Genomic DNA, 25045 nt, shown 5'->3' on the forward strand with positions numbered 1-25045 from the left:
CCCTCAATCCAGTCCGGCGAGGCTCTTCGCCCGCCCGAACACGTCGTCGAGCATCGCCGGGGTGAGTCGCCCGGTGAAGGTGTTCTGCTGACTGACGTGATAGCAGCCCAGCAGGTGCGGAACGGGGTTCGGTCCGTCGCCGGCCCAGTGTGCGCCGTGCCCGAACGCCGGACGCGGGCTGGGCGGGCGTACGCCGTACACCCGGGTCATGGCCGGCCACCACGCGGCCCAGGCGAACGCGCCCAGCGCGACCACGACCCGCAGGGTGGACCTGATCAGTTCGATCTCGCGGTGCAGCCACGGCGCGCAGGTGTCACGTTCGGCCGGGGTGGGCTTGTTGTCCGGCGGCGCGCAGCGCACCGCCGCGAAGATCCGGGTGCCTTGGACGGTGAGGCCGTCGTCGACGGCCAGGCTGGTCGGCTGGTTCGCCAGTCCGGCCCGGTGCAGCGCCGCGAAGAGCACGTCGCCGGAGCGGTCACCGGTGAAGATCCGGCCGGTACGGTTGCCGCCGTGCGCGGCCGGCGCGAGACCGAGGATGCCGATCCTGGCGTCGCCGGCGCCGAAGCCGGGCACCGGGCGGCCCCAGTAGACCTGGTCGCGGAACGCCGCCCGCCGGGTCGTCGCGACCTCCTCGCGCCACCCGACCAGCCGGGGGCAGGCGAAGCAGTCCGCCACCGCCGCATCCAGCGCGGCCAGGTCGCCGGCGCTCCGGGCACCAGCGACCACATCCGCAGCGGTACGGCTAACCACGCCACCTCCCGTGATCGACGCGTCCCCATGCTGCCAGACCGGGGACGCGTCCGGTCAGGCGGCGAGTCTGGTGCGGAAAACCTCCAGGGTACGAGCCCACGCGCTGGCCGAAGCCACCCGGTCGAAGACTTCCGGCCGGTCGTCGTTGAAGAACGCGTGCCGGGTGCCCGGGTAGTCGTGCACGGCGCACTCGCCGCCCGCTGCCTCGATGGCACGTGATGCCGTGACCACGCCCTCGGCCGCCGACGTGCCGTCCTCCTCGGAGCAGTGGATGACCGCCGCCTTGCCAGCGTAGTCCGTCCACTCCGGACGCATCCGCTCCCACGGCAGGACCGGGTAGAAGCCGACGGTCGCCACGATCCGGTCGGACAGGGTCGCCGACCACAGCGCGAGGCTGCCGCCCGCGCAGAATCCGACGGTGCCGACCCGGCCGTTGGCATCCGGGCGCTGGGCGAGGTAATCGGCGGCACCGCCGATGTCCTTGGCCGCCTGATCCATCGCCAGGCCCATGATGAGCTTGCCGGCCTCGTCGGGCTCGCTGGTCGACTTGCCGTGGTAGAGGTCGGGGGCCAGGGCCACGAATCCGGCCGCGGCGAACCGGTCGGCGATCGACGTGATGTGCGGCACCAGGCCCCACCACTCCTGAATGACGATGACGGCCGGGGCGGCGGAGGCCCGCTCACCTGTCGGCAGGGCGAGGTAGCCCTCGCTGGTCCCGCCGTTACTGCGGTAGCTCACCATTTCGCCCATCGGCCGTCCTCCTGTCGGTCAGTCATCGTTGGCTGGTCGCACAGTGGTCTTGCGTGGGCGTCAGCGTGTCATGCCGGACAGGAACGCGGAAGCCGGCGGCGACGTGGCGTACACCTCCTTTTAACCCGAGGTATGCCCCGTCGCCGCCGGCTTCATCGAACCGGCTGGCGGTCTCTACCCGGCGGCCGGCTCCATGCAGAGCACGTCGCCGTTGCCGCCAGGCTTGCCCCACCAGTACGCGATCTCGCTCGTCGGGTGGACCGCGCAGATTCCTTCAGAGGCCCGGAACTCGCTCTCGGACTTGTCCTCGACCTTGCCGACGACCTTCCACTGGGCGGTGGCGTCGCCGCAGTCGATCACCTTGAGGGTGTCCTCGTCCTCACCGACCAGGCAGTCGCCGACGCTGGCCGTCGAGGGGTCACCGGTCAGGTTGTTCCAGATGAATCCGCCGACAGCGATCACGACGAGGACCACGACCACGCCGATGACCTGCTTGGCGATGCCGCCGAGGAACGCCTTGCCACGCGACGGCGGTGCCGGCGGCGGAGGAGGCGTCATCGAGGGGTTGGGGGCACCGGCCGGCGGCGGGGGCGGCGGTGCGACCTGCTCAGACACGAAGGATTTCCTTCCATGGGGGTTGATCTGGCAGGCGACACCGTAACGAGCACCACCGACATTCATCGACCCGATTTCACGGAATCGACATGATCGATCCAGCCGGTCGATCTGCCCCGACCGAACAGTTGATCAATTTGGCCCGATCCGGCGCACCTTCAGCCGGTCGATGTGGGCTCCGGCACACCGGACGTGGATGGGGTCGGCTCGACCGTCGCGGTGGGCGACGGCCCCGGACCGGTCGGCGCCGCGTCGGTCGGCGCGGCTTCCGACGGCGACGGGATCGGCGGCAGCGACGGCGCGGGCACCTCGGTCGCGAACGGCTTGATCGGCGCACCCTCCGGGCAGTACGGGTAGGTCCACTTTAGACTTCCCTCGTTCTGCGCCCGGATTGCCTCCTCGCACCACGGCTGGCCGAGTCGGATCGGCCGGCCGTCCTGGTCGAGCAGTCGCGCGTTCTGGATCAGCCGACCCTGCTCGTCGTAGACGTACACGTCCCGGACCTCCGAATAGGGATCGCTGTACGTCGGCGTGTAGTAGGTCGGCGAAGGGTCGGAATCAACGAGCGCCACAAAGCCGAAGACAGCCACCACGACCCCGACGGCGTGCAACCCACGCCGCTGCCACCGACCGAGGCGGTCGGCGCCACGCCGGCCGAGCCAGATCGAGCCGACCACGAAGGCGACGATCAGGAACAGGGTGCCGAAGATCGTGCCGTCCACCCTCGGAACCAGCGTCAGGCCGTTGCCGTTGACGAAGAACCCGACCACCATCGCGGCCAGGTAGCCCCGCAGCACCCACCAGGCCGGCCGCAGCAGCCGCAGGAAGTCGGAGACCATCGGATAGCCGATCAGCGGACCGAGCCGGGTGTCGGCCGCCTTCAGTTGCGTCCGACCACGGCGAACGGCCCCGGCGATCCGGTCGTCGAGATTCGGCGCCGGCGGCTTGACCGGAATGTCGGCGGCGGCGCGCAACTCGGCGGCGTACGCGGCCGGCGGACCGAGCCGGTCGACCAGCGGACCCTCCCCCTCGGCGGCGATCTCCGCGAGGTGTTCCGGCAGGTCCTCGAGCAACTCGTCGCGGACCGCCGGCGGCAGGTCGGCGAGCGCCGCCCGCACCTGCTGCACGTAGCGCGTGATCTCCGGCCCACTCGTGACGGTCATGCGGCACCTCGCTCCGCTCGGCGGCCGCATGACTGAGGCCTGAGCCAACCCAATCGCTCGCTCCGCTCACTCACACGGCACCTCGCTCCGCTCGGCGGCCACATGACTGAGGCCTGAGCCAACCCAATCGCTCGCTCCGCTCACTCACACGGCACCTCGCTCCGCTCGGCGGCCACATGACTGAGGCCTGAGCCAACCCATTCCCTCGCGCGGCTCGGTCATGCCGCCGTCCCCCGATCGTCGAGCAAGGTGTCCATTGTGGAGGCGAATTCGCGCCAGACCTTGGCGCTGCGGTTGAGCTGGTCGCGGCCGGCGGCGTTGAGCGAGTAGTACTTGCGGTGCGGGCCCGCTTCACTCGGCACGACGTAGGTGGTCAGGAAACCTGACTGGAAGAGCCTGCGCAGCGTGCCGTAGACCGAGGCGTCGCCCACCTCGTCAAGCCCGGCCGCGCGCAGCCGGCGCAGAATGTCGTAACCGTAACCGTCCTCGTCTTTGAGCACGGCGAGTACCGCGAGATCCAGCACGCCCTTGAGCAACTGGGTGGTGTCCACGCGACGAACGCTACTTCGCAATGCACAGTAGCGTCAACCGCGCGCTACCCGCTGGCGTGTTGCGGCTAATCTGACGCCGTGCCTGCCAACGAACTCCTCAGTCGGCTCGCCGCCGCGCCGGGCGTCTACCGGGGCCGGGGCGACGGCCCCGAAAGCGGCCCGTTCGTGGCCCGGATGGCGGTCACCTCGGCGGTGCACGGGCGGGCCCTGATCCTCGACTACGAGGCCACCAACGACCGCGACGGCCTCCAGCACGTCGAACACACCGTGCTCGTGGTCGGCGAGGGTGGCCGTCCCGAACTGCACGTCGCCTGCCTGAAACTGCCCGGTGTGGTGCGCTTCGCCCAGACCGCGCCCAACCAGTTCACCGCGTACGAGGGTCCGATGGTCGCCCGGATCACGCTCACCGTCCCGCAGCCGGGCGCGGTCAGCTACGGCTGGTGGTGGTCGCGGGACGAGGCCGAGCCGCGCGAGCAGTTCCGCGCGGAGATGCGCCGTTCCGGCTGAGCCGATCCGGCGCCTGCCCCGCCAACTAGGCGAGGCTCCAGGCGATGCCGTCGAGGATGTCGTGCTCGCTGGCCACCACCGAGGTCATTCCGGCCCGCTCCATGATGATCCGCAGCACGAGCGCCCCGGCACCGATCACGTCGGCCCGGCCCGGGTGCATCACCGGAATCTCCATCCGCTGCGCCGCCGACCGGGCCAGCAGGTCGGCGGTCACCTTCGCCACCGCCTCGTACGACACCCGGGCGTGATGGATGCGGGTCGGGTCGTACTCGGGCAGTTCCCGCGCGATGCCGACCACGGTCGTGACCGAACCGGCCAGGCCGACCAGGGTCGCGGCCTCCCGGCCCGGTACGACGGCCAGCGCCCGGTCGACCGCCTCGGCGATGTCGACCTCGGCGGCCGCGACCTGGTCCGCGCTCGGTGGATCGCCGTGCAGATGCCGCTCGGTCATCCGGACACAGCCGATGTCGACCGAGACCGCGCTCTCGACCTCGGCACCGCCCACGACGAACTCCGTCGACCCACCGCCGATGTCGACGACCAGGTACGGCGGACGGGCGTCCGCCGGCAGCCCGCGTACGGCACCGGTGAACGACAGTCGTGCCTCCTCGACGCCGGTCACCACCTCGGGCGCCACCCCGAGCGTGTCGAGCACCATGGCCCGGAAGTCGTCGGCATTCGACGCGTCGCGGGACGCGGACGTGGCGCACATCCGGACCCGGTCGACGCCGAGCGACTCGATCCGCTCGGCGTAGCCGACCAGCGCCGTCCGGGTGCGCTCGATCGCCTCCGGGGCCAGCCGTCCGGTGCGGTCGACGCCCTGCCCGAGGCGGACGATCTCCATCTGCCGGATCAGGTCGCCCAGCGGCGCGCCCGGCGGGTCGTCCGGCCCGGGCAGGTCGGCCACCAGGAGCCGGATCGAGTTGGTGCCGCAGTCGATCGCCGCCACTCTCGTCACGCCGCAACCCTACGAGGTCACGTCGACCCCGGCGGGGCCGCCCTCACAGATGCAGCAGCATCCGTACGTTGCCCAGGGTGTTGGGCTTGACCCGTTCCAGGCCGAGAAACTCGGCGACCCCCTCGTCGTACGAGCGCAGCAACTGCTCGTAGACCTGGTGCGGGACCGGCGCCCCGTCGATCTCGACGAACCCGAACGAGCCGAAGAACCTGGTCTCGAAGGTCAGCACGAAGACCCGGGCCACCCCCAGTTCGCGGGCGGCGGCCAGCAACGCATCGACGATCCGGTGACCGATCCGCATGCCCCGGCAGTCCGGGTCGACCGCCACGGTTCGGATCTCGGCCAGGTCCTCCCACATCACGTGCAGCGCCCCGCAGCCGACCACCACCCCGTCGTCGGCGCGGACCGCCACCCAGAACTCCTGGATGTCCTCGAAGAGGGTGACCGTGGCCTTGCTGAGCATCCGCCGGCCGCCGCTGTAGGTGTCGATCAGTTGGCGGATGACCCGCACGTCCGAGGTACGCGCCCGGCGTACGACGAAATCCATGCCCACCAAACTAGGGCCGCCGGGTCCGGGCGCACCGGCCGGGGCGGCCGGAAATCCCGGATTCGTGTCGGGCCCGCGACGCGATCGTCGACGCGGGTCGATCGGAGCGCACAGTGACAGTCATGACAACGCCCCGCGCACACTTCGCCGCGCGCTTCGTCGCCATCCCGGCCGCCGTCGTCCTCGGCATCGGCTCGCTGGGCTGTGGCGTCATCGACACCGTGCGGAACGTGGTGGACACCGCCGGCATCCTGTCGGAGTTCTCCGACCGGCTCGGCAAGGCGGCCAGCCTCACCTACACCGCCGAATACCGGATCGAGGGCAGCGACAGCGACACGGTCGGCTACGTGCAGCAGCCGCCGAACAGCGCGACCGTCAAGGGCGACGGTCGCATGATCTTCACACCGGAACACATGATCTTCTGCGGCCCGGCGTCCGGTCGGGTCACCTGCCAGAAGGCGCCCAACCATGCCGCCGCCGCCGGGGACCCGACCCTGGTCGCCGGCGTGGCCGGGCCCGGCTTCATCACCCCCGAGGTCGCACTCGGCATGGTCGCCATCGCGGCACTGGTCCCCGACGCCGACGTCGAGACCTCCGAACGGACCATCGCCGGCCAGAAGTCACTGTGCGCCGACGTCACCGGGATCAAGGACCCGAACGCCGGCCCCGACGAGGTGGCGCAGGACTTCTCGGTCTGCGTGACCGAGTCGGGCGTGCTCGCGGCCTTCAACGGCACCACCGACACGGGCGAAAAGGCATCACTCGAACTCGTCAGCTATTCCGACCGGGTCGACGGATCCGCGTTCGCCCCGCCGGCCGGCGCGGAGATCGTCGACGTCAGTGTGATCCAGTCGTAGGCACGTCGACGCACGGACCGCCGGTCCACCACGGTTCGACCAGTTCGAGCGTCTCGTCGCCGAACGGGTTGACGCCGGGGCCGGCGGCCAGCGCATGCCCGAGATGCACGTGCAGGCACTTGACCCGGCCGGGCATGCCGCCCGCGGAGACTCCGGCGATCTCCGGCACCTCGCCGATCGCCTCCCGCCGGGTCAGGTAGTCCCGGTGGGCAGCCACGTAGCGCGCTGCCAACTCCGGATCCTCGGCGAGCCGCTCCGCCATCTCCTTCATCACGCCGGCGGACTCCAGCCGGCTGCACGCGGCCGTCGCCCGCGGGCAGGTCAGGTAGAACAGCGTCGGGAACGGGGTGCCGTCGGCCAGTCGAGGCGTCGTCTCGACCACGTCCGGCAGCCCGCACGGGCACCGGTGGGCCACCGCACGGGTGCCGCGGGGCGGGCGACCGAGCTGCGCACCCACCGCGGCCAGGTCGGCCTCGGTCGCCGGTTCCCGGACCGGCGGCGGTACGCCCCCGGCAGCCGATTCCGCAGGCGGCTCAACCGTCATTGCCGTTTTGTCCTTCGTTGTTCGCTGCCTGAATGCTGGCCCAGAGGGTGTCGTACCAGGGGGCGGATTTCTGGGGCTCGCCCGGCGGCTCGACGCCGGCGTCCCGGGCCGCCCCCTCGGGATCGGTCAGGACGACCATCGGTACCTCGCCCGGCGTGACCATGTAGAACCGCTTCCGGGCCTCGGTCTTGACGTACTCCGGGTCCTGCCACAGCTCGGCCTCTTCGGCGAGTGCGTCGATGTGCTCCCGCTGGGCCGCCTGCGCCGCCTCGATCCGGGCGATGTCGGACTGCTGGCTGAGGTAGAGGCGTACCGGATAGGTGTAGGCGAGGGCGAGCGCGACCAGGACCGCGACCAGGATCGTCGCCCGGCCGGTGAACCGGCGGGGCTGCGGTGCGGTGGTGCGCTTGGCGGCACCGCCGGCGGCGGCCCGCCGGGCGGCAGCCGGCCGACTGGCCGAGCGCGGCCCGTCGCCGGTCCGCCCCGTTCCGGGCGTACGCCCCGACGCGTTCCGCGACTCGACACGTACGCCGAAGTCGCGGGCGGCCGGCCGGCCGGTGCGCCGGGTCGTGCCCCGGCCCGGCTGACCCGGCCGGCGGGCCGGGCCCTGCCCACTTGGTGTGCGGCGCTGCGCCATCGTCGCGCCCCCTCCCCGAGGTGCTCCGCGACCCCGCGGCCGTGACCGGCTACCCGCCGGCGCCCGCCACGACCACGGGGATCGGCGGGATGCTACGCAGAACGGTATCGCGGGAAAGCGCCGGCTCCGGCGTAGCGCGCCGCGTCCGCCAGCTCCTCCTCGATCCGCAGCAGCTGGTTGTATTTCGCGACGCGCTCCGAACGGGCCGGGGCGCCGGTCTTGATCTGGCCGCTACCGGTGGCCACGGCCAGGTCGGCGATCGTGGTGTCCTCGGTCTCGCCGGACCGGTGGCTCATCATGGTCCGGAAGCCGCTGCGGTGGGCCAGCTCGACCGCGTCGAAGGTCTCGGTCAGCGAGCCGATCTGGTTGACCTTGACGAGCACCGCGTTGGCCGCGCTCTCCGCGATGCCCCGGGCGATGCGCTGCGGGTTGGTGACGAAGAGGTCGTCGCCGACGATCTGGAGCTTGCCGCCGAGCGCCGCCGTCATCGCCGACCAGCCGGACCAGTCGTCCTCGGCCAGCGGGTCCTCGATCGACACGATCGGGTACGCCTCGGCCAGCTTTGCGTAGTAGTTGACCATCTCGTCGGCGGTCTTCGAGGCGCCCTCGAAGACGTACGACCCGTCCTTGTAGAACTCGGTCGCGGCCACGTCGAGCGCCAGCACGATGTCGGTGCCGAGCTGGTAGCCGGCGGCCTGCACGGCCTCGGCGATCAGGTCGAGGGCGGCGGCGTTGGACGGCAGGTCCGGGGCGAACCCGCCCTCGTCACCGAGGCCGGTGGACAGGCCCTTCTTCTTCAGGACCGCCTTCAGCGCGTGGTAGACCTCGGCGCCGGACCGCAGCGCCTCGCGGAAGGTCGGCGCCCCGATCGGGGCGATCATGAACTCCTGCACGTCGACGTTGGAGTCGGCGTGCGCCCCACCGTTGAGGATGTTCATCATCGGCACCGGCAGCAGGTGGGCGTTGGGGCCGCCCAGGTAGCGGAAGAGGCTCAGCTCGGCGCTGCTGGCGGCGGCCTTCGCCACGGCCAGCGAGACACCCAGGATCGCGTTCGCGCCGAGGTCGGACTTGTCGGCGGTGCCGTCGATGTCGAGCAGCTTCTGGTCGATCAGGCGCTGCTCGCTCGCCTCGTAGCCGAGGAGCTGCTCGACGATGCGGTCCTCGATGTTCGCGACCGCGTTCTCGACGCCCTTGCCGTTGTAGCGGTCCTTCACGCCGTCGCGCAGCTCTACCGCCTCGAACGCGCCGGTGGACGCGCCGGACGGCACGGCGGCACGGGCGATCGTGCCGTCGTCCAGCCCGATCTCGACTTCGACGGTCGGATTGCCGCGCGAGTCGAGAATCTCCCGGGCGACGATCCCCTCGATGGTGGCCACTGTGGTCGCTCCTCGTTGTCGGGTTCCTACGAGTCCCCTGGACCGCTACGGCGCGGCCGGGGCTTACCGGTCGGGCCGCGACGGTGCGGCTTGAGCCTACTTTTCCCGCCACGGCAGCGCGGCCGGGCGAGCCTCCGGCCGTGGTCTCGGCTCCGCGGCCCGGGACAGCGTGGCTGGGCGTTCGATGGCAGCGTATCGGGCGACGGTTGGCGGCCGGGCGTCGCCTCCGCGACCGATGGTTACGCAACCCGCATGAGTCAGCTTTCCGACATTTAGCCATCAGGGTCACATATTGCGGGAACCGGTTTGCGCGGGCTTCGCCCCATCGGCAAGGCTGGGGCCATGCCGGCCGACCCGTCCATGCCCCGCCTCCTCGCGGGATCGCTCGTCGCCGTGATGCTGCTCTCCGGGTGCCAGACGCTGGGCGACGCCGGACAGGTGATCGACCGCGCCGAACTGGTGAACGACCTCGCGTCCCGGCTCGACCGGTCCACCGAACTGACGTACTCGGCCGACTACCAGCTCAGCGGCGGCCAGACGGCGAGCATCGTCCAGGCACAGAAGCCGGTCCGCGCCGCCTACACCTATCCGGGCGGCAAACTCACCGTCACCGACGAGGCGACCGTCATCTGCGTCTCCGAGGGTGAACTCACCTGCACCATCACGCCCCCGCCGTCGCCGAGCGCGAAGCCCGCCATCACCGTCTTCCAGAACGCGGGCAACCAGGGCCTGGTCACCCCCACCCTGGTGATCAACATGTTGACCACGGCCGCGCTGGACGCGGACGCGATCATCGAGCAGACCGACACCACGATCGCCGGTCGGCACGCCACCTGTGTCAAGGTCGGCGAGGTCGCCGACACCGCCGCCGCGAACTTCACCGCCTGCGTCACCACCGAGGGTGTCCTCGGCAGCTTCCGGGGTGTGGTCGAGGGCAAGCCGGTCGAACTCGCGATGAGCCGGCTGCGTGACGCCGTCGACCCGACCGCCTTCGAGGTACCCGCCGAGGCGACCGTCGTCGACCAGCGTGCCGGCAACCCATGACCGTCCCGTCGCCACGTCCCCCGGCCGGGTCCGTGGCAGGTGGGCGGTTCGTACCTGACGCCCTGAACAGCGGACCGGCGTCGCCGGACGATCTCTGCCTGCTGGTCGACGGCCGCAAGCTGCTGGTCGCGTCGGCCGGCGGGTTTCCCGCCGTACGCGACCTGCCGGCCGGCACCGAGTGGATCCCGCTCGGCACCCTGGACGGCGCCCGGGTCTGGGCCGGCGCCCTGCCCACGCCCCAGGCCGTCCCGGCCGCCGAAGCCGCCACCACCGAAGCCGCCGTGGCCGGCGCCCCGGGCCTGGCCCGCCCCGCCCCCGCCCCCGCCGACGGCGCCCTCGGCGACTGGCTGGGCTGGCCCAGAGTCGCCGCCGAACTGGGCGAACCCTACGCCGCGCTCGCCAGCCGGGCACTGCAGGTGATGACGTGGCGACGCACCCACCGGTTCTGCGGCGCCTGCGCGACCGAACTGGCCGACGTACCCGGTGAGCACGCCCGGCGCTGCCCGTCCTGCGCGGTCTACGTGCCGATGCAACTCTCCCCCGCCGTCCTCGCCGCGATCCGCCGGCCCGGTCCGGTCGGCGGCGTCGACGAACTGCTGCTGGTCCGGCACACCTACGGGCCGACCGAGATCTGGGCCCTGGTCGCCGGATTCGTCGAGGCCGGCGAATCGCTCGAAGAGGCGGTGCACCGCGAGGTCGGTGAGGAGGTCGGGCTCACGGTCGACCGGGTCACCTATTTCGGCAGCCAGCCCTGGGCGATGTCCGGCCCCGGCGTGGTGCTCGCCGGCTTCCATGCCGTCTGCGCCGCCGGTGCCGAACCGGTCGTCGACGGCACCGAACTCGCCGACGCCCGCTGGTTCCCGCTAGACCGGCTGCCCGACGAGATCCCGCCGACGTACTCGATCTCACGCTGGCTGATCGACGACGCCGTCCGCACCGCCGCGCCCCGGTCCTGACCGCTCGCCCACCTGCCCGCCGCCCCACCGGCCGGGCCGACCAAGATCCGCGTGATCAGGGAGTTCGTACGCCGGCACGCCGGCGACACGCCCGATTCAATCCCTGATCACGCGGATCTTTGGCGGGGTCAGACGTTCAGCAGGGTGCGGAGGTGGCGGGGCGGGGGCGAGCCGTGCGCGAGCATCTCGTCGTGCCACTCGCGCCGGGTCCGGCCGGCCGGTCGACGCGCGCCGATCTCGGCGACCTCGGTGAAGCCGACGAAGTACGTCGACAGCTGGGTCGAGGTGAGCAGGGCCCGCCGCCACTTGCCGGTCGCCTCGCCCTCCTCCTGGAACCCCGGCCCGGTCATCAGCGCCATCCCGTCGGCCTCGGACAGGTCCTCGCAGTGCACGAGCTGGTCGAGGATCGCGTTGATCGACATCCGCAGCCGCATCTTGAGTTGCTGGAGCCGCACCGGCAGGCCGCCGTATCCGAGTTCGGTCATCACCTGCTCGGCGTAGACCGCCCAACCCTCCACGAACGGACCCGACCAGCCCAGCGCCCGGACCCGGGTCGTACCCCGGAACCGCCGGGCGTGGGCCAGTTGCAGGAAGTGGCCGGGCATCGCCTCGTGGACGGTCAGGTTTTCGATCATGTGGTTGTTGTATTCGCGGTAGAACGACTCGACCCGCTCCGCCGGCCAGTCCGACGGTGGAGGCGCGATGCAGTAGAAGGTCGGCACGTCCGCGGTCTCCAGCGGGCCGGGCGGGTCGCAGTAGGCGACCGCGACGCCCCGGGCGAACTCCGGCATCAGCTGGATGACGCACGGATCGGTGACCGGTGACACCACGTCGTGACCGGTCACGAACTCCGTCGTCGCGGCCAGCGACCGGGTCGCGGCGGCCACGATCGACGCGTCGTCGGGGTGCTCGGCGCCGAGCCGGTCCAGGGCCCGCCGTACGGTCTCGTCGGTGGCCGGACCCCCGACCAGCTCGGCGGCTGCCGCACGCAGCTCCTCCCCCGCCTCCGCCAGGTGGGCCCGCGCCCGGCGCAGCACCTCGGCGGCGGGCAGCTCGGTGTCCAGGGTGTGCCAGAGTCGGGCCTCCCACAGCGGCCGGCCGAGCCGCGGGTCACGGCCGGGGCCGCGGTCGACCTGGAGCCAGGCCGAGAAGTCCTCCAGCGCGGCGACGGCGTCCCGGGCGACCGGTTCCACCCGGCCGCGCAGGCCGGGCGCCTGGTCGAGCAGCACCGGCAGCTCGTCGCGGACCAACGCCGCCGTCCCGGCGAACTGGCCGGCCGCCGTCTCGGCATGGATGCGCGGCACGTCCCGCAGGGTCGCCCGGGCGGTCGCCAGGGCGTCGGGTACGGCGGCGAGCCGGCCGGCGAGGCTCGCCAGCCGTACGTCGACCGGGGCGAACGGCCGGGCCAGCAGCGCGTACAGCAGCGGGCCGGGGTTGTGCCGCAGCGGATCCCACTCGTGGGTGCGTACCTCGGTCAGTTCGAACGTCTGGCGCTCGACCAGCGCCGTCAGGATGGCGTGGTCGACCTGTTCCTGCCGGTCGAGCGGGTCGGCGTCGACCTCGGCGAGCGCGTTGCCGGCCTCGCGCAGCATGGCGAGCCGGGCGGCGACACCGTCGGCGGACAGGTCGGGCAGCCGGTCGTCGGCCCGGTGGTCACCGGCGGACGAGGCGAGGGCGGGGTCACTGTCGAGGAGCGCTTCGACGATCCGGTCGGCGAGCGGGGCGAACTGCGGCATCCCGCCAACCTACGACAACCGTCCGCTGCCCCGCCGCCCTCCACGATCCCCGTGATCAGGGAGCTGTTCGGGCGCGTCGCCGGCGTGTCGCGGCCGGCCCGGTCAGGCGGAACCCTCGGCGGCGCGTACCGCCTCGGCGTAGGCGAGCGCCGCCCGGCGCAGGGCCGCCTCGGCGTCCAGCCCCTCGGCCCGCGCCCGCGCCACGATCGCCAGCAGTTCCACTCCCAGGCCGTGCTCGGCGACCAACGCGTCCGGCCGGTCGACGGCAGGCGGCGCCGTCGCCGCGGCGGCCGGCTCGGGGGACGGGTCGGCGGCCGGCAGCGGCACCGCGACGCCGGCCCGCTCCGCCCGTTGCAGGATCTTCGCCGCCAGCGCCAGCGCCGGCTGGGCGAGCGCGATCCCGTCCATGGCCGAGCCCCGGGCCTTCTCCGCCCGCTTGATCTGCTCCCAGTTGTCGACGATCTCGTCGATGTCCTCGACGGTACGGCCGGCGAAGACGTGCGGGTTGCGGCGGATCATCTTCTCCACCAGGCCGCCGGCGACGTCGTCGACGTTCCATCCCTCGCCCTCGGGGAGCTCCTGCGCGAGCCGGGCGTGCAGCACCACCTGGAGCAGCACGTCGCCCAGTTCTTCACGCAACGCGTCCAGGTCACCGGCCTCGATCGCGTCGTACGCCTCGTAGCACTCCTCGAGCAGGAACTGCGCCAGGCTGGCGTGCGTCTGCGCCCGCTTCCACGGGTCACCGCCGGGCGACACCAGCCGGTCCATCACCGCCACCGCGTCGAGCAGCCGGGCGCCGGGCGGGTCCCACGAGCCGTACATCAGCTCCAGCTCGGCCAGCCCCGGTTCGCGGACCAGCCGCATCCCCAGCTCGCGGGCCAGCGCCTGGTCACCGGCCGGGCCGGCGAGCCAGACCACCGTACGACCGGAGGCGACGACCGCCAGCAGGTCGGCCGCCGGGTCCTCGGTGACGGTGACCTCGGCGCCCGCCGCGCGGACCGCCGTGACCAGCTCGCCGTCCGCCCCGGCGAAGACCGGATTGGCGCGTACGGCGTCCCACGCCGCCGCGGTCAGCAGTCCGGCCGGCAGCCGGGGCGAGGTGACCAGCAGGACGATCCGCGCCATGTGGTCAGCGGTTGATGACGGCGGGCTCGGCGGTCTTCGCCTCGAACGGCAGGATCACCAGCGGCTGCGGCTGGCCGTCGGGGCCCTGGAAGGTGACCAGCGCGAGCTGGGCCGGGGCGTACCGGGGGTTGACCGTCGCGTCGACCTTCTGCACCTGCGCGAAGACCTCGTCGCGCAGGCCGATGCTCTGCGACAGCGTCTGCCGGTCCTGCGTGCCGAGGGTGGCGACGAACTCCTCGAAGCTCGGCGCCGGGTCGCGGAAGCCGCCGCCCTTCGCCAGCCGGTCGTAGACGTCACGCAGGTCGGCCTCGCTCGGCTCGACCGGCTGCGAGGCGCCGACCAGTGCCTGCACGTAGCCCTCGTACTCGGCGAACAGCTGCGCGAACTCGGTGGTCGGGGGCAGTCGGAGCTGCTGCACGACCTGCTCGACCGCGACCGGGGTGGCGGTCAGCCCCTTCTCGCGAACGAGGCCGCCGAGCAGATCGGCGCCGACCAGGGTCACCACGATGTCCTGCCGGGTGATCGGCAGGGTCACCTCGGTCGGTTCCGGCCCCTCCGACTGCTCCGGCTGGGCGGCACGCTGCTGCTCGATCGCGGCGGTCAACTGCTCCAGCGCGTCGTTGTAGAGCCGCTCGACCCGCTCCTCGGTGATGTGGCGGTCGCCGACGTACGCGGCGACACCCGGCTGCGACCGGCAGGCGGTCAGCCCGCCGAGTCCCAGGGCGGCAATGACTGCGATCGACACCAGACGACGGGCACGCTGCATGGTCGACATGCTCTCACGCGCGGCCGGGGCGGGCCCCGGCCGGGTCGCCGAGGACATCGGAGAGCAACTGGGCGCACCAGTCCAGCAGTGCCTGGTCGCGCAGCGGCTCGCCGCCGATCCGTCGGGTCGTCGGCCGGGGCACGCTGACCTGGTCGGTGGCCGACTTGTAGACCGAGTCCGGGTGGTAGCGCTTGAGCCGCATCTGCTTGGAGTCCGGCAGCGGCAACGGTCCGAACCGCAGGTGCCGGCCCTGCAACGACACGTCGGTCAGCCCGTACGTCCGGGCCAGCAGCCGGAACCTGGCCACCGCGACCAGGTTCTGCACCGGCTCGGGCGGGGCGCCGTACCGGTCGGTCATCTCGGCGACGACCTCGCGCAGCCGAGTCTCGTCGCGGGCCTCGGCGAGCTTGCGGTACATCTCCAGGCGCAGTCGCTCCACGCCGACGTAGTCGTGCGGCAGGTGCGCGTCGACCGGCAGATCGATCTTGACGTCGACCTCCTCCTCCGGCCGCTCGCCCTTGAACTGCTGCACCGCCTCGCCGACCATCCGGACGTAGAGGTCGAAGCCGACCCCCTCGATGTGCCCGGACTGCTCGCCGCCGAGCAGGTTGCCGGCGCCACGGATCTCCAGGTCCTTCATCGCCACGTACATGCCGGCACCGAGTTCGGTGTGCTGGGCGATGGTGGCCAGCCGCTCGTGCGCGTGCTCGGTCAGCGGCTTCTCCGGCGGGTAGAGGAAGTAGGCGTACGCCCGCTCCCGGCCCCGGCCGACCCGGCCGCGGATCTGGTGCAGCTGGGCCAGGCCGAGCAGGTCGGCCCGCTCCACGATCAGCGTGTTCGCGTTCGGGATGTCGATGCCGGACTCGACGATCGTGGTGCAGACCAGTACGTCGTACTCCTTCTCCCAGAAGCCGACCATGACCTTCTCCAGGGCGTCCTCGCCCAGCTGGCCGTGCGCGACCGCGACCCGGGCCTCGGGCACGAGCTCACGCAGCCGGCGGGCCGCCCGGTCGATCGACTCGACCCGGTTGTGCAGGTAGAAGACCTGGCCGTCGCGGAGCAGCTCGCGGTGGATCGACGCGGCCACCTGCTTGTCGTCGTACGCCCCGACGAACGTCAGCACCGGGTGCCGCTCCTCCGGCGGGGTGGCGATCGTCGACATCTCCCGGATGCCGGTGATCGCCATCTCCAGGGTGCGTGGGATCGGGGTGGCCGACATGGTCAGCACGTCGACCGCCGTACGCAGCGTCTTCAGGTGTTCCTTGTGCTCGACGCCGAAACGCTGCTCCTCGTCGACGATGACCATGCCGAGCTGCTTGAACCGGGTCGCCGACTGGAGCAGCCGGTGGGTGCCGATGACGATGTCGGCGCTGCCCTCCGCGGCGGCGGTCAGCGTCTGCTCGGCCTCCTTCGGCGTCTGGAACCGGGACAGTTGCCGGATCTGGACCGGGAACTGGCTCATCCGCTCGGCGAACGTGTTGTAGTGCTGCTGGGCGAGCAGCGTCGTCGGCACCAGCACCGCCACCTGCTTGCCGTCCTGCACCGCCTTGAACGCCGCCCGTACCGCGATCTCGGTCTTGCCGTAGCCGACGTCGCCGCAGATCAGCCGGTCCATCGGCGCCTGCTGCTCCATGTCCCGCTTGACCTCTTCGATCGCGGCGAGCTGGTCCGGCGTCTCGGTGTACGGGAACGCGTCCTCCAACTCCCGCTGCCACGGGGTGTCCGGCCCGTACGCGTGGCCCTTGGACGCCTTGCGGGCGGCGTAGAGCTGGATGAGCTGGGCGGCGATCTCGCGGACCGCCTTGCGGGCCCGGGCCTTGGCCTTCTGCCAGTCCGAGCCGCCCATCTTGTGCAGGGTCGGAGCCTCCCCGCCCACGTACCTCGACAACTGGTCCAACTGGTCGGTGGGGACAAAAAGCCGATCACCCGGCTGACCGCGCTTCGAGGCGGCGTACTCGATAACCAGGTATTCGCGTTCGGCGCCGTTGACGGTGCGCTGCACCAGTTCCACGTACCGGCCGATGCCGTGCTGCTCGTGCACCACGTGGTCGCCGGCCTTCAGCTCCAGCGGGTCGATCGTGTTGCGTCGCCGGCTCGGCATCTTGCGCATGTCGCGGGTCGACGCGCCCCGGCCGCCGGTGACGTCGTTGCCGGTGAGTACGGCGAGCCGGGCCGCCTCGTCGACGAAGCCGTGGTTGAGCGCGCCGCAGGCGACGACGAGCTGGCCGGCGGCCGGCGGCTGCTCGATCGTCTCGGTCAGCACGGCGCCGAGCCCGGCGTCGCGCAGCACCTCGACCGACCGCTGTGCCGGACCGTGCCCCTCGAAGACCAGCGCGACCGCCCAGCCGTCGCCGACCCAGCGCTTCAGGTCGTCGACGACCCGGCCGGTGTCGCCGTGGTAGAGCTGGGTCGGGTGGGCGGCCAGGGTAACCGCGTCACTGGTGTCCGGGGTGACGGCCACCTCCTCCGGCTCGTCCAGCCACGGCTGTGGTTCGCCGGCCGCCGCCTCGCTCTCCACCAGGCCGAACGGCGCCACCGACCACCACGGCTGGCGCAGTGTGGCGGCGGTCGCGCGTACCTCGGCCAGCGTCCGGAACGCGGCCGCGCCGAGGTCGATCGGGGCCTGGCCGCCGACGGCGGCCGCGGCCCAGCTCGCCTCCAGGAACTCCGCCGACGTACGCACCAGGTCGTGGGCCCGGGTCCGGATCCGCTCCGGGTCGCAGAGCAGTACGTGGGTGCCGGCCGGCATCCGGTGCAGCAGCAACTCCATCGCGCCGGTGCCGTCGAGCAGGGCCGGGGCCAGCGACTCCATCCCCTCCACCGGGATGCCCTCGGCCAGCTTCTCCAGGATCTCGGCCAGCTCCGGGTGCTGCTCGGCCAGCTCGGCGGCCCGGGCCCGGACCTTCGGGGTGAGCAGCAGTTCCCGGCACGGCGGGGCGTGCAGCCGGTCGACCGCCTCGATCGTGCGCTGGTCGGCGACGGCGAAGGTGCGGATCTCCTCGATCTCGTCACCCCAGAACTCGACCCGTGACGGGTGCTCGTCGACCGGCGGGAAGACGTCGAGGATGCCGCCCCGGACGGCGAACTCGCCGCGCTTGGTGACCAGGTCGACCCGGGCGTACGCCAGGTCGGTCAGCCGCCGGACGGTGTCGTCGAGCGCCGCCTCGCCCTTCACGGCCAACTCCACCGGCTCCAGGTCGCCGAGGCCCTTGAGCTGCGGCTGGAGCAGCGACCGTACGGGGGCGACGACCACCTTCAGCGGGTCGCCCAGTTCGGGGTGGGTGAGCCGGCGCAGGATCGCCAGCCGCCGGCCGACGGTGTCCGAGCGCGGCGACAGCCGCTCGTGCGGCAGCGTCTCCCACGACGGGAACACCGCCACCTGGGCCGGCGGCAGCAGGCTGTGCAGCGCGGCGGCCAGGTCGTCGGCCTCCCGGCTGGTCGCGGTGACCGCGAGCACCGGCCGGTCCGCCCCGCCCCGGTCGGCCGCGGCGGCCATCGCGGCCACGACGAACGGACGCAGCGCCGGCGGCGCCGTCACGTCGAGGTCGTCGGCCTGGCCGAAGCCGGCCCGGGCCAGGTCGCGGGTACGGGCGAGCCCCTTGTCGCCGAGGGCGGCGGTGAGCAGACCGGAGAGCATCATGGGACGTCACTTCCTCGCGTGGGCGTGGCACGGGGAGGCACCGGATCGTGGAGGCACGCGCGAGTGCCCCCGCACCCGGTAGGGCGGGGGTCGGAGCGTGCCCGACCAGCCTATCCCCGCCGACTCCGGGACCGCCGCACGATAACCGCTTGCCCCACGCCACTGCGCCTGATCGGCTTTCTCGATGGCTGAACAATGGCGGGTACGGTTCGACGCCGAGGTGACCTTCACCAACGGCGGCGGGCTGCGTACCGAGGACTTCCGGCTCGACATCCCCGGTTCGGACATCAGCGACGACGATCTCGCCGCGCTCTTCGTACGGCATCTGGGTCTGCTCATGGTCGCCGAGGTACAGATCAGCGAAAAGACGCTGCTCCGGGAGGCGCACCGGGGCGGTCGGGGCACCGACGTCACCGCCGCTGCCGACGGTGGGCGCGCCGGGCGGCGGCTGATCGAACTGAGCCACGTCATCCACGACGGCATGACGACGCTGCCCGGCTGGCCCGGCCCGGTGATCGACGAGTGGCTGTCACGCGAGGCGTCCCGGGCCCGCTACGCCGAGGGCGTCGAGTTCCACGTCGCCCGGATCACCATGATCGGCAACACGGGTACGTACGTCGACACACCCGCACACCGCTATGCCGGTACGCCCGATCTCTCCGGCGTCGGGCTCGACCGGCTCGCCGACCTGCCCGGTCTCGTCGTACGCATTCCGGACGGGACACGTGCCATCGACCGGCTGCTGCTGGCACCGTACGAGGTGACCGGCCGGGCGGTGCTGCTGCACACCGGCTGGGACGCGCACTTCGGCACCGAGCGGTACGGCGGCCCGGACCACCCGTACCTCTCCGGCGACGGGGCGCGGTGGCTGGTCGAACAGGGTGCGGCGCTGGTCGGCATCGACTCGCTGAACATCGACGACTCCTCCCCCGCCGCTGGCGGGCAGCGGCCGGCGCACAGCGCACTGCTGGCCGCCGGCGTCCCGATCGTCGAGCACCTGCGTGGCCTCGACCAGCTTCCGCCGGAGGGCTTCCGCTTCACCGCGGCGCCACCGATGGTCGCCGGGATGGGCACCCTCCCCGTACGCGCGTTCGCCGTCGTGCCCTGACCGTCATCGGTCGACGGACCCCCGGGTGCTGCTCGCCGTCTACTACGGGCTGCGCGGGCTCTCGCTGCTGTGGGGCAGCGGGCCCGGGCGGCAGGCGAAAGGCTCGTCGGATGCCGCGCACCGCCCGGGTTCCGCGAGAGTTGGCCTTCCTGCCGTTCCTCGGCAGTCGGGCCGTCGCCGAGGGACTCCTCACCCGGCGAATGCTCGAAGGAAGGTCCTGGTACCGGCTGCTGCCCGACGTCTACGTCCATGCCGGTGGCTACCAGCCCGACGACCATCGGATGTGGTGCGACGCCGTCGCGTTGACCCTGCCGCCGGGCGCGGCCATTTGCGGACTCAGCGCCGCCTACCTCTGGGGCGTGCGTCTCCTTGATCGGCAGAGTCCGGTTTCGGTCGTGCTGCCCGGCACCTACCGGCCACGCCGGCAGGAACGCGTCGTGGTCAGCTATTACCGCCTGCCCGCCAGCGACGTCACGAGGTTCGCCGACCTGTCGGTCACCACGCCGGCCCGTACGGCCTTCGACCTCGGCCGGTTGATGCCTCGCGTCGAGGCGGTCGTAGCCGTCGACGCGCTGCTCGCCAGGCGGCTCGTCCGGCTCGACACCCTCGCCGGGTATCTCGCCGCCCACCCGCCCTGCCCCGGGATCAGGCAACTCCGGCAGGTACTCGCCATCGCCGAACCACTCAGCGAGTCACCGATGGAGACCCGGCTTCGCCTCGTCCTGGTTGACGGGGGTGCTCCGCGTCCGGCCGCCCAGTTCGAGGTGCACGACAGCCAGGGCCGGTTCGTCGGCCGCGTCGACCTGGCCTATCCGCAGTGGCGGATCGCCATCGAGTACGAGGGTGACCACCACCGGGAACAGGCTCGGTTCCGCCGGGACGTCGCCCGGCTGAACGACCTGCGGGCCTGCGGGTGGCTCGTGCTGCGGTTCACCGCCGACGACGTGCTCCGGCATCCGGACCGGGTCATCGCCCTGGTGTTCCGGGCGATCGCCGAACGCCGACAAAGCGCTCAGGCCACCAGGAGCCCGAGTTGATCTGGGCGTAAACCACCTAATGAGGGCCTCGTAGGGTGGTTTACGCCCAGATCAACTCGGGCGTCCGTCAGGACAGACGGGACGTCCGTCAGTAGCGGACGGAAATGCGGCGTTGGGCGGCGTCGACGCGGGCCAGGCCGCCGTACGGGATGATCAACTGCGGGTCGGTGTGACCGAGGTCCACGTCGAAGACGAGTACGGCGTCCGGGTTGTACTCGCCGACGGCACGGGTGACCGCCGCCCGTTGGGCCGCCGCGTACTCCTGCTTCTCCGGCGCGGAACGGCGCTTGGCGAAGTCCCAGGACTTGGGGCGGCCGACGATGACGGCCGGGAAGTTCGCGAGCAGGCCGCGCTCGCCGAGGTTGCGCAGGATGCGGTAGACCTCGACGTCCGACGGCAGCTCCTCCGACGTCTCCACGACCAGGATCCCGCCCCCCTCGATGGAAACACCAGACGCGGCGGGAACACCCGACACGGGGAAACCGCCCGATGCGGCGGACACACCTGACCCGGCGGACACACCCGACACGGGGGGAACACCTGACGCATTGGGAGCGGCGCCTGAGGGCGGGCCCAGCCACGGGGTCGGGCCGACGCGGTCGGCGGCGAGCAACCAGTGGATGATCTCCAGGTTGCCGCCCCAGACCGGCCCCTCGACCACCGTCGCCGGGCCCTGCCAGTGCCATCCGGCGCCGGGAAACATCGGCAGGTCACGGTCGAGGTTGGCAGGGTCGGCCCAGTCCATGGGCTCGTCGTTCCAACTGTCGGCGGGTGTGAGGTCGTACCAGCCGGAGGTGAACAGGGCGGCGCGCAGCGAGTCGGCGGTCGCCGGGTGCAGCGCCCCTGGCCTGCCGAGGTGCACCAGGACCGAACCCCCGTGGTACGACACGATGCCCAGCCGGTGCAGGTGGTTGAGCAGGTTGGTGTTGTCGGAGTAGCCGAAGAACGGCTTCGGGTTGGCGCGCAGCACGTCGTCGTCGAGGTGCGGGACGACGGTGATCTGGTCGTCGCCGCCGACGGTGGCGAGCACGGCGGTGATCGTCGGGTCGGCGAACGCGGCGGTGAGGTCCCGCGCCCGGTCGGCTGCGCTGGCGCCCATGATCCGGGTCGTCGGGTACTCGACCGGCGTCAGCCCGAACTCGTCGCGCAGCCGGCGCAGGCCGAGTTCGTACACGTGGGGGAAGATCGCCGGCAGGCCGGCGGACGGGGAGACCACCGCCACCCGGTCGCCGGGTTTCGGCTTCGCTGGATAGCGCATGGTGATCGACGCTAGCCGTGGCCGGCGGCCCGGGCACGCCGTTTTCGGCCCACTTACTTATCGCACCTTTCGGGCGATATAGGGTAACGAGCAGGTAACCCCTGAGACTTGACTCACCACCCCGACCCCGGCCGGTGGCACCGCCGATAGCATTCTTGAAGCCGGACAGCGCTGTCCTCCGTACAACTGTAAGGAGCGCACGGTGACCGACCAGCTAGATCACGACGGCCCCGACGCCGCGCTGCGCGCCGACATCCGGCGCCTCGGCACCCTCCTCGGACAGACCCTGGCCCGCCAGGAGGGCCGTCCCCTGCTCGACCTGGTCGAGGAGATCCGTGCCCTGGTCCGGTCCGACGCCGAGGCCGCCGCGCTGCGGCTCGCCGCGATGGACGTCACCACGGGCACGAAGCTGGCCCGCGCCTTCTCCACCTACTTCCACCTGGCCAACATCACCGAGCAGGTGCACCGCTCCCGCGACCTGCGCCGCCGCCGGGCCACCCAGGGCGGCTGGCTGGACCAGGCGGCCAAGCTGATCGCCGAACGGGGCGTGCCGGCCGACGAGATCGCCGCCGCGGCCCGCCGGCTGGCCGTACGGCCGGTCTTCACGGCACACCCGACCGAGGCCGCCCGGCGGTCGATCCTGTCGAAGCTGCGTGCCGTCGCCGACGAACTCGACGCGGAAGCCGCCAACTCGGTGCTGTACGGCGCCACCGACGAGGGCCCGACCAGCCGGCGTCTCGCCGAACTGCTCGACCTGCTGTGGCAGACCGACGAGCTGCGGCTGGACCGGCCGGACCCGACCGACGAGGCCCGCAACGCCGTCTACTACCTGCGTGACCTCTACGGCGACGCCGCCCCGCAGGTGCTCGACGACCTCGCCGACACGCTGCGGACGCTCGGCGTGGAGACGTCGCCGACCAGCCGGCCGCTGACCTTCGGTACGTGGATCGGCGGCGACCGCGACGGCAACCCGTTCGTCACCCCGACCGTGACCCGCGACGTGCTGCTCATCCAGCACGAGCACGGCATCCAGGCGACCGAGAAGGCGATGGACGCCCTCATCGACGAGGTGTCGGTGTCCCGTCGACTGCGCGGCGTCTCGCTCGACCTGTCCGCCAGCCTCGCCAAGGACCTCGACGCGCTGCCGGAGGTGGCGCCGCGGTTCCGGCGCACCAACGCCGAGGAGCCCTACCGGCTCAAGGCACGCTGTGTGAAGGCGAAGCTCGAGAACACCCGCGAGCGGCTGGCCCGGGGCACCGCCCACGTGCCGGGCCGCGACTACCGTGGCTCTGGCGAACTACTCGCCGACCTCGAGGTGATGCGGGCGTCGCTGGCCCGCAACGCCGGGCAGCTCACCGCGGTCGGCAAGCTCGCCTCGGTGATCCGTACGGTGTCGTCGTTCGGCCTGCACCTGGCCACGATGGACGTACGCGAGCACGCCGAGGCACACCACGCGGTGCTGGCCCAGCTCTACGCGCGGGTCGGCGAGGTGACCGACTACAACCGGCTGTCGCGGGCCGACCGGACCAAGCTGCTGGCCGAGGAACTCACCGGCCGGCGCCCGTTGAGCAGCATCGACACCCCGCTGACCGAGAGTGCCCGCAAGACGTTCGACGTGTTCGGCACGATCCGTGACGCGCAGGAGCGGTTCGGGGCCGAGGTGGTCGAGTCGTACATCATCTCGATGACGCTCGGTGTCGACGACGTGCTCGCCGCGACGGTGCTGGCCCGGGAGGCCGGTCTGGTCGACGTACACAGTGGACGGGCGCGGATCGGGTTCGTGCCGCTGCTGGAGACGCCCGCCGAGTTGAACGCCGGTGGTGAGCTGCTCGACGAGATGCTGTCGCTGCCGGCCTACCGGGCGATCGTCGCGGCCCGCGGGGACGTACAGGAGGTGATGCTCGGCTACTCCGACTCCAACAAGGAGGCCGGCATCACCACCTCGCAGTGGTCGATCCACCGGGCCCAGCGCTCGCTGCGCGACGTGGCCGCCCGGCACGGCGTACGGCTGCGGCTCTTCCACGGCCGGGGCGGCACCGTCGGCCGGGGCGGCGGCCCCACCCATGAGGCGATCCTCGCCCAGCCGTACGGCACCCTCGACGGCGCGATCAAGGTGACCGAGCAGGGTGAGGTGATCTCCGACAAGTACACGCTGCCGGCGCTGGCCCGGGAGAACCTCGAACTGACCGTCGCCGCGGTGCTCCAGGCGACGCTGCTGCACACCACGCCGCGGCAGCCGAAGGAGCAGCTGGAGCGGTGGGACGCCACGATGGACGTCGTCTCCGACGAGGCGTTCCGCGCCTACCGGGCGCTGGTCGAGAACCCGGACCTGCCGGAGTACTTCTGGGCGTCGACGCCGACCGAGTTGCTCGGTGCGCTCAACATCGGCTCCCGGCCGTCGAAGCGGCCGAACACCGGTGCCGGGCTGGGTGGCCTGCGGGCCATCCCGTGGGTCTTCGGCTGGACCCAGTCGCGGCAGATCGTGCCCGGCTGGTTCGGGGTCGGCTCGGGGTTGGCGGCGGCCCGGGCGGCGGGCCTTTCGGACGTCCTGACCGAGATGCACGAGAACTGGCACTTCTTCCGTACGTTCCTGTCGAACGTCGAGATGATGCTGACCAAGACCGACCTCAGCATCGCCCGGCGTTACGTGGAGACGCTGGTGCCTGAGCCGCTTCAGCCGATCTTCACCACGATCGAGCAGGAGTACGAGCAGACCCGGCGTGAGGTGCTCGCCATCACCGCCGTGCCGGACCTGCTGGAGAACTCGCCGGTGCTCCAGCGCACGCTGGCCGTCCGCGACACCTACCTGGAACCGTTGCACCACCTGCAGGTGGCTTTGCTGCGGCAGTACCGGGATTCGGGTGCGGCCGGCCGGGCGGTGGCGACCGCGCCCGGTGCCCGGCGCGGCCCGGACGACGGGACCGCGCTGGAGCGGGCCCTGTTGACCACGGTCAACGGGATCGCCGCCGGCATGCGTAACACCGGCTGACCCTGGCCCCACGCGGCGGCGCGGCACAGCCGCGCCGCCGCCCCCCGCCCGGCCGCCCCCGCCCCGCCGTCCGCCCGGCCGCTCACCGGCAAGATCCGCGTGATCAGGGAGTACGTCGCACGGCACGCCGA

22 protein-coding genes are annotated in these 25045 nt (G+C 72.0%); 7 read left to right on the forward strand and 15 right to left on the reverse strand.

Translation table 11 applies throughout. The features are described 5' to 3' along the window. Positions 1 to 3: 3 nt before the first annotated feature. From Prubr_RS06985 to Prubr_RS07005, 5 genes are all read right to left on the reverse strand, one after another. Entirely contained in the window at positions 4 to 726 is a 723-nt protein-coding gene (locus Prubr_RS06985; RefSeq protein WP_212827626.1) for a uracil-DNA glycosylase, read from the reverse strand. 78 nt (positions 727 to 804) lie between these two features. Further along, complete coding sequence (locus tag Prubr_RS06990) at positions 805 to 1500, reverse strand: dienelactone hydrolase family protein (RefSeq protein ID WP_212822715.1); 696 nt, start codon at positions 1498 to 1500, stop codon at positions 805 to 807. 174 nt (positions 1501 to 1674) lie between these two features. Further along, the gene (locus tag Prubr_RS06995) at positions 1675 to 2115 is read right to left on the reverse strand and encodes an LppU/SCO3897 family protein (RefSeq protein ID WP_212822716.1); all 441 of its coding nucleotides are present in this window, start codon (positions 2113 to 2115) and stop codon (positions 1675 to 1677) included. Positions 2116 to 2273: 158 nt separating this feature from the next. After that, positions 2274 to 3278 carry an HAAS signaling domain-containing protein gene (locus tag Prubr_RS07000; RefSeq protein WP_212822717.1) on the reverse strand — a complete coding sequence of 335 codons (1005 nt, stop codon included), beginning with the start codon at positions 3276 to 3278 and terminating at the stop codon, positions 2274 to 2276. Between the two features lie 218 nt (positions 3279 to 3496). Continuing rightward, the gene (locus Prubr_RS07005) at positions 3497 to 3829 is read right to left on the reverse strand and encodes a PadR family transcriptional regulator (RefSeq protein WP_212822719.1); all 333 of its coding nucleotides are present in this window, start codon (positions 3827 to 3829) and stop codon (positions 3497 to 3499) included. 78 nt (positions 3830 to 3907) lie between these two features. On the opposite strand from Prubr_RS07005, the gene Prubr_RS07010 reads away from it, so the two are divergent. Further along, the gene (locus Prubr_RS07010) at positions 3908 to 4336 is read left to right on the forward strand and encodes a hypothetical protein (protein ID WP_212822721.1); all 429 of its coding nucleotides are present in this window, start codon (positions 3908 to 3910) and stop codon (positions 4334 to 4336) included. A gap of 25 nt (positions 4337 to 4361) precedes the next feature. On the opposite strand, the gene Prubr_RS07015 is transcribed toward Prubr_RS07010, so the two are convergent. Beyond that, positions 4362 to 5285 carry a Ppx/GppA phosphatase family protein gene (locus Prubr_RS07015; RefSeq protein ID WP_212827628.1) on the reverse strand — a complete coding sequence of 308 codons (924 nt, stop codon included), beginning with the start codon at positions 5283 to 5285 and terminating at the stop codon, positions 4362 to 4364. Between the two features lie 52 nt (positions 5286 to 5337). Beyond that, positions 5338 to 5841, reverse strand: coding sequence for an amino-acid N-acetyltransferase (locus Prubr_RS07020; RefSeq protein WP_212822723.1), 504 nt, complete (start codon positions 5839 to 5841; stop codon positions 5338 to 5340). A 122-nt stretch (positions 5842 to 5963) separates the two neighbouring features. On the opposite strand from Prubr_RS07020, the gene Prubr_RS07025 reads away from it, so the two are divergent. Next, the gene (locus Prubr_RS07025) at positions 5964 to 6698 is read left to right on the forward strand and encodes a hypothetical protein (protein ID WP_212822725.1); all 735 of its coding nucleotides are present in this window, start codon (positions 5964 to 5966) and stop codon (positions 6696 to 6698) included. Here Prubr_RS07025 and Prubr_RS07030 read toward each other — a convergent pair. The 3 genes from Prubr_RS07030 to eno form a co-directional block, all read right to left on the reverse strand. After that, positions 6679 to 7242 (reverse strand): DUF501 domain-containing protein, encoded by a 564-nt coding sequence (locus Prubr_RS07030; RefSeq protein WP_212822727.1) that lies wholly within the window; start codon positions 7240 to 7242, stop codon positions 6679 to 6681. The genes Prubr_RS07025 and Prubr_RS07030 overlap by 20 nt on opposite strands. Further along, positions 7232 to 7879 carry an FtsB family cell division protein gene (locus Prubr_RS07035; RefSeq protein ID WP_212822729.1) on the reverse strand — a complete coding sequence of 216 codons (648 nt, stop codon included), beginning with the start codon at positions 7877 to 7879 and terminating at the stop codon, positions 7232 to 7234. The genes Prubr_RS07030 and Prubr_RS07035 overlap by 11 nt, the downstream gene beginning before the upstream one ends. 92 nt (positions 7880 to 7971) lie before the next feature. After that, the gene (gene eno / locus Prubr_RS07040; protein ID WP_212822731.1) at positions 7972 to 9255 is read right to left on the reverse strand and encodes a phosphopyruvate hydratase; all 1284 of its coding nucleotides are present in this window, start codon (positions 9253 to 9255) and stop codon (positions 7972 to 7974) included. 342 nt (positions 9256 to 9597) lie between these two features. Between eno and Prubr_RS07045 the strand changes: the two genes are divergently transcribed. Together Prubr_RS07045 and nudC are read left to right on the forward strand one after the other, a co-directional pair. Beyond that, the gene (locus Prubr_RS07045; RefSeq protein ID WP_212822733.1) at positions 9598 to 10299 is read left to right on the forward strand and encodes a hypothetical protein; all 702 of its coding nucleotides are present in this window, start codon (positions 9598 to 9600) and stop codon (positions 10297 to 10299) included. A 32-nt stretch (positions 10300 to 10331) separates the two neighbouring features. Beyond that, a complete protein-coding gene (gene nudC, locus Prubr_RS07050; RefSeq protein ID WP_246568407.1) occupies positions 10332 to 11255 on the forward strand; it encodes an NAD(+) diphosphatase in 924 nt (307 codons plus the stop codon). A gap of 128 nt (positions 11256 to 11383) precedes the next feature. Here nudC and Prubr_RS07055 read toward each other — a convergent pair whose 3' ends face one another. The 4 genes from Prubr_RS07055 to mfd all read right to left on the reverse strand — a co-directional run bounded on the left by Prubr_RS07055 (position 11384) and on the right by mfd (position 18519). Beyond that, positions 11384 to 12991, reverse strand: a complete 1608-nt coding sequence (locus tag Prubr_RS07055) for a DUF885 domain-containing protein (protein ID WP_212822737.1) — start codon at positions 12989 to 12991, stop codon at positions 11384 to 11386. Positions 12992 to 13093: 102 nt separating this feature from the next. Beyond that, entirely contained in the window at positions 13094 to 14116 is a 1023-nt protein-coding gene (locus tag Prubr_RS07060; protein WP_212822739.1) for a nucleoside triphosphate pyrophosphohydrolase, read from the reverse strand. Between the two features lie 4 nt (positions 14117 to 14120). Continuing rightward, positions 14121 to 14882: a SurA N-terminal domain-containing protein gene (locus Prubr_RS07065; protein WP_212822741.1), complete on the reverse strand. Its 762-nt coding sequence runs from the start codon at positions 14880 to 14882 to the stop codon at positions 14121 to 14123. Positions 14883 to 14895: 13 nt separating this feature from the next. Further along, on the reverse strand, positions 14896 to 18519 hold the full coding sequence (gene mfd / locus Prubr_RS07070; protein WP_212827630.1) for a transcription-repair coupling factor: 3624 nt from the start codon (positions 18517 to 18519) through the stop codon (positions 14896 to 14898). 187 nt (positions 18520 to 18706) lie between these two features. On the opposite strand from mfd, the gene Prubr_RS07075 reads away from it, so the two are divergent. Next, positions 18707 to 19630 carry a cyclase family protein gene (locus tag Prubr_RS07075; RefSeq protein ID WP_246568409.1) on the forward strand — a complete coding sequence of 308 codons (924 nt, stop codon included), beginning with the start codon at positions 18707 to 18709 and terminating at the stop codon, positions 19628 to 19630. 110 nt (positions 19631 to 19740) lie between these two features. Continuing rightward, complete coding sequence (locus tag Prubr_RS07080) at positions 19741 to 20667, forward strand: DUF559 domain-containing protein (protein WP_212822743.1); 927 nt, start codon at positions 19741 to 19743, stop codon at positions 20665 to 20667. A gap of 88 nt (positions 20668 to 20755) precedes the next feature. On the opposite strand, the gene Prubr_RS07085 is transcribed toward Prubr_RS07080, so the two are convergent. Further along, on the reverse strand, positions 20756 to 21925 hold the full coding sequence (locus tag Prubr_RS07085) for a S66 family peptidase (RefSeq protein ID WP_425517988.1): 1170 nt from the start codon (positions 21923 to 21925) through the stop codon (positions 20756 to 20758). Between the two features lie 202 nt (positions 21926 to 22127). Between Prubr_RS07085 and ppc the strand changes: the two genes are divergently transcribed. Continuing rightward, complete coding sequence (ppc, locus tag Prubr_RS07090; protein WP_212822745.1) at positions 22128 to 24914, forward strand: phosphoenolpyruvate carboxylase; 2787 nt, start codon at positions 22128 to 22130, stop codon at positions 24912 to 24914. The last annotated feature ends 131 nt before the right edge of the window (positions 24915 to 25045 follow it).

Origin of the sequence: Polymorphospora rubra, from assembly GCF_018324255.1 — a bacterium.
Lineage (GTDB): Bacteria > Actinomycetota > Actinomycetes > Mycobacteriales > Micromonosporaceae > Polymorphospora > Polymorphospora rubra.